3 protein-coding genes and 1 pseudogene are annotated in these 2,040 nt (G+C 72.7%); 1 reads left to right on the top strand and 3 read right to left on the bottom strand.

Translation table 11 applies throughout. The features are described 5' to 3' along the window. Positions 1 to 565: pseudogene (locus DQW85_RS03130) on the top strand (hypothetical protein); the annotation flags it as partial. 31 nt (positions 566 to 596) lie between these two features. Here the strand turns inward: DQW85_RS03130 and DQW85_RS03125 are convergent. The 3 genes from DQW85_RS03125 to DQW85_RS03115 all read right to left on the bottom strand — a co-directional run. After that, entirely contained in the window at positions 597 to 1,097 is a 501-nt protein-coding gene (locus DQW85_RS03125) for a GNAT family N-acetyltransferase (RefSeq protein WP_162794686.1), read from the bottom strand. Between the two features lie 28 nt (positions 1,098 to 1,125). Next, positions 1,126 to 1,587, bottom strand: coding sequence for an acyl-CoA thioesterase (locus tag DQW85_RS03120; protein WP_113698913.1), 462 nt, complete (start codon positions 1,585 to 1,587; stop codon positions 1,126 to 1,128). A gap of 236 nt (positions 1,588 to 1,823) precedes the next feature. Beyond that, positions 1,824 to 2,040 (bottom strand): alpha/beta fold hydrolase (locus tag DQW85_RS03115; RefSeq protein ID WP_240196889.1); only part of this gene is annotated, 217 nt, incomplete at its 5' end.

The following is a 2,040-nucleotide window of genomic DNA, read 5'->3' as shown; positions in this document are numbered from 1 at the left end:
CGCCGCCACCCGGCTGGACGGGGCCGGCATGCCCGGGCTGCGACGTGGCGCGCTGCCGCTCGCGCTGCTGTGCCTGCGCCTGCGCCGTGGCCTGCCCGCCCAGGCCGACGTGCAGATCGGCGAGCAGATCGGCGAGCAGACCGGCGAGCAGACCGAGCTCGCGCTGCTGTGCCTGCGCCTGCGCCGTGGCCTGCCCGCCCAGGCCGACGTGCAGATCGGCGAGCAGATCGGCGAGCAGACCGGCGAGCAGACCGACTGGGGACCGTACGAGCCATGGGCCCGCCCGCTGGTGCTGCTGGCGCGGCACCGCCACGACGCGGCGGCGGCGGCGCTGCGACAGGCGCCGGACCCGCCCCCCGGTCTGCTGTTCGAGGCCCTGTGGTGCCTCACCGCGCGCGCGGCCATCACCGTCGGCGACCGGGAGACGATGGAACGCGCACTCGCCGAGCTCACCCCCGCGGCGGCGGAGCTGGCGGGGGCGGGCAGCGGCCTGCTCACCCTGGGCGCCGTCTCGGACCACCTCGACGACCTCGCCACCGCCCTCCGGCGCCCCCGGCGATCATGACGCGGGCACGGCCGGTGACCGCCGGACGTACTCAGCGAGTCCTGCGGTAGCGGGTCATCGGGCCGAGCAGACCGGCCACCACCGCGAACGGGGTCATGCCGAGCCGCTCGACGACCGCGACCGACGCGGTGTTGGCGTCGTCGACCTCGGCCAGCACCTCGGGCAGGCCGAGAGGACCGAGTGCGTGCTCCACCACCGCGCCGGCGGCCTCGGTGGCATATCCGTTGCCCCACGCCCCGGGCGCCAGGCTGTAGAACACCTCCAGCCCGAGCCGCTCCAACGGTCGCAGCCCGGCCGTGCCGAGCAGACCGGCGCTCTCCCGGTCCCGGATCAGCCAGAGACCATAACCCGCGGTGGCGAAATCACGCTCGCTCTCCTCGATGACCTCGGCGACGTCCGCGGGAGACAGCACCTCTCCGTCGAAGAGGAACCGCCGCACGTCCACACCGGCCCAGTGCGCCATCAGCTCGCCATGGTCGCGCGCGGTCACCGGGCTCAGGACCAGGCGTTCGGTCGTCAGAACGTGCTCCACGACGGCCACCATACCGATGGCGGCCGGATCATCCCGAACTGACGGAGGCGGGAGCGAACAGCACGTTGGCCATGTCACGGGTCGCGTCGGCCCAGGGCGCGGACCGCTGTGTCGCCATGTCCACGTTGACCTCGGTACGCGTCCCCTCGGCGTGAACCGTCTGCCCGTCGCGGGACATCACGCGGAAGGTGTAGACCATGCTGCTCCTGCCGAGGCGCTCCATCCGGAATCCCACGCTGACCCCGCCGACCCCGCGAACCTGGCTCCGATACTTGATCGTCTGCTCGACCACGACGTGCAGCACGTCGGGATGCGTCGGCACGCCGTCGACGAACGAGTAGCCGTTCCGCGCCCAGATCCGCATCAGCGCCCGCTCGACCAGCATCAGGTAGCGGCCGTTGTGCAGGTTGCCGATGGGATCGAGGTCGTCGAAGTGGACTTCGGCCGGCTCGACGTACTCCCCGCTGTCCGGCTCCGACGTGTCAACCATCAGTCTCCTCCCAGAGCGCAGCCGCTTACCACGGCTCCGTGCCCCCAAGGATCCCCAATGCCCTCCCCCGCCGTCATCGGTCGACCGACCTATCCGCGGCGCCACGACGGCGCAGGTGGCGGCTCCGGCGGATCGCCTGTCCGAGGGCGACCCGCCGGAGCCGGGTCGATGCCGGGTCACCGATCTCTCGCGGGGATTCGGGTCCTCCCCGGCTCAGGCGCGAGACGCGAGAGTCGTCACGCCACGTCGTTGACGGCGTTGAGGATGACGTCGGCGACGGCGGCGGGCTGGGAGGCGGGCAGGGCGTGCGAGGCGCCCGCGATCTCCACCTGCTCGCGGGCGCCGGCCCGCTCGGCCATGAACCGGTGGGCGGCCAGCGGGATGTTGAAGTCCAGCTCGGGATAGACGAACCAGGACGGCAGGTGCCGCCAGGCCGGTGCGCCGGCCTTGTCG

Origin of the sequence: Nonomuraea lactucae (assembly GCF_003313395.1) — a bacterium.
Classification (GTDB): Bacteria; Actinomycetota; Actinomycetes; order Streptosporangiales; family Streptosporangiaceae; genus Nonomuraea; species Nonomuraea lactucae.
The sequence above is the reverse complement of the archived record's forward strand: the minus strand, read 5'-3'. Positions and strand labels throughout refer to the sequence as shown.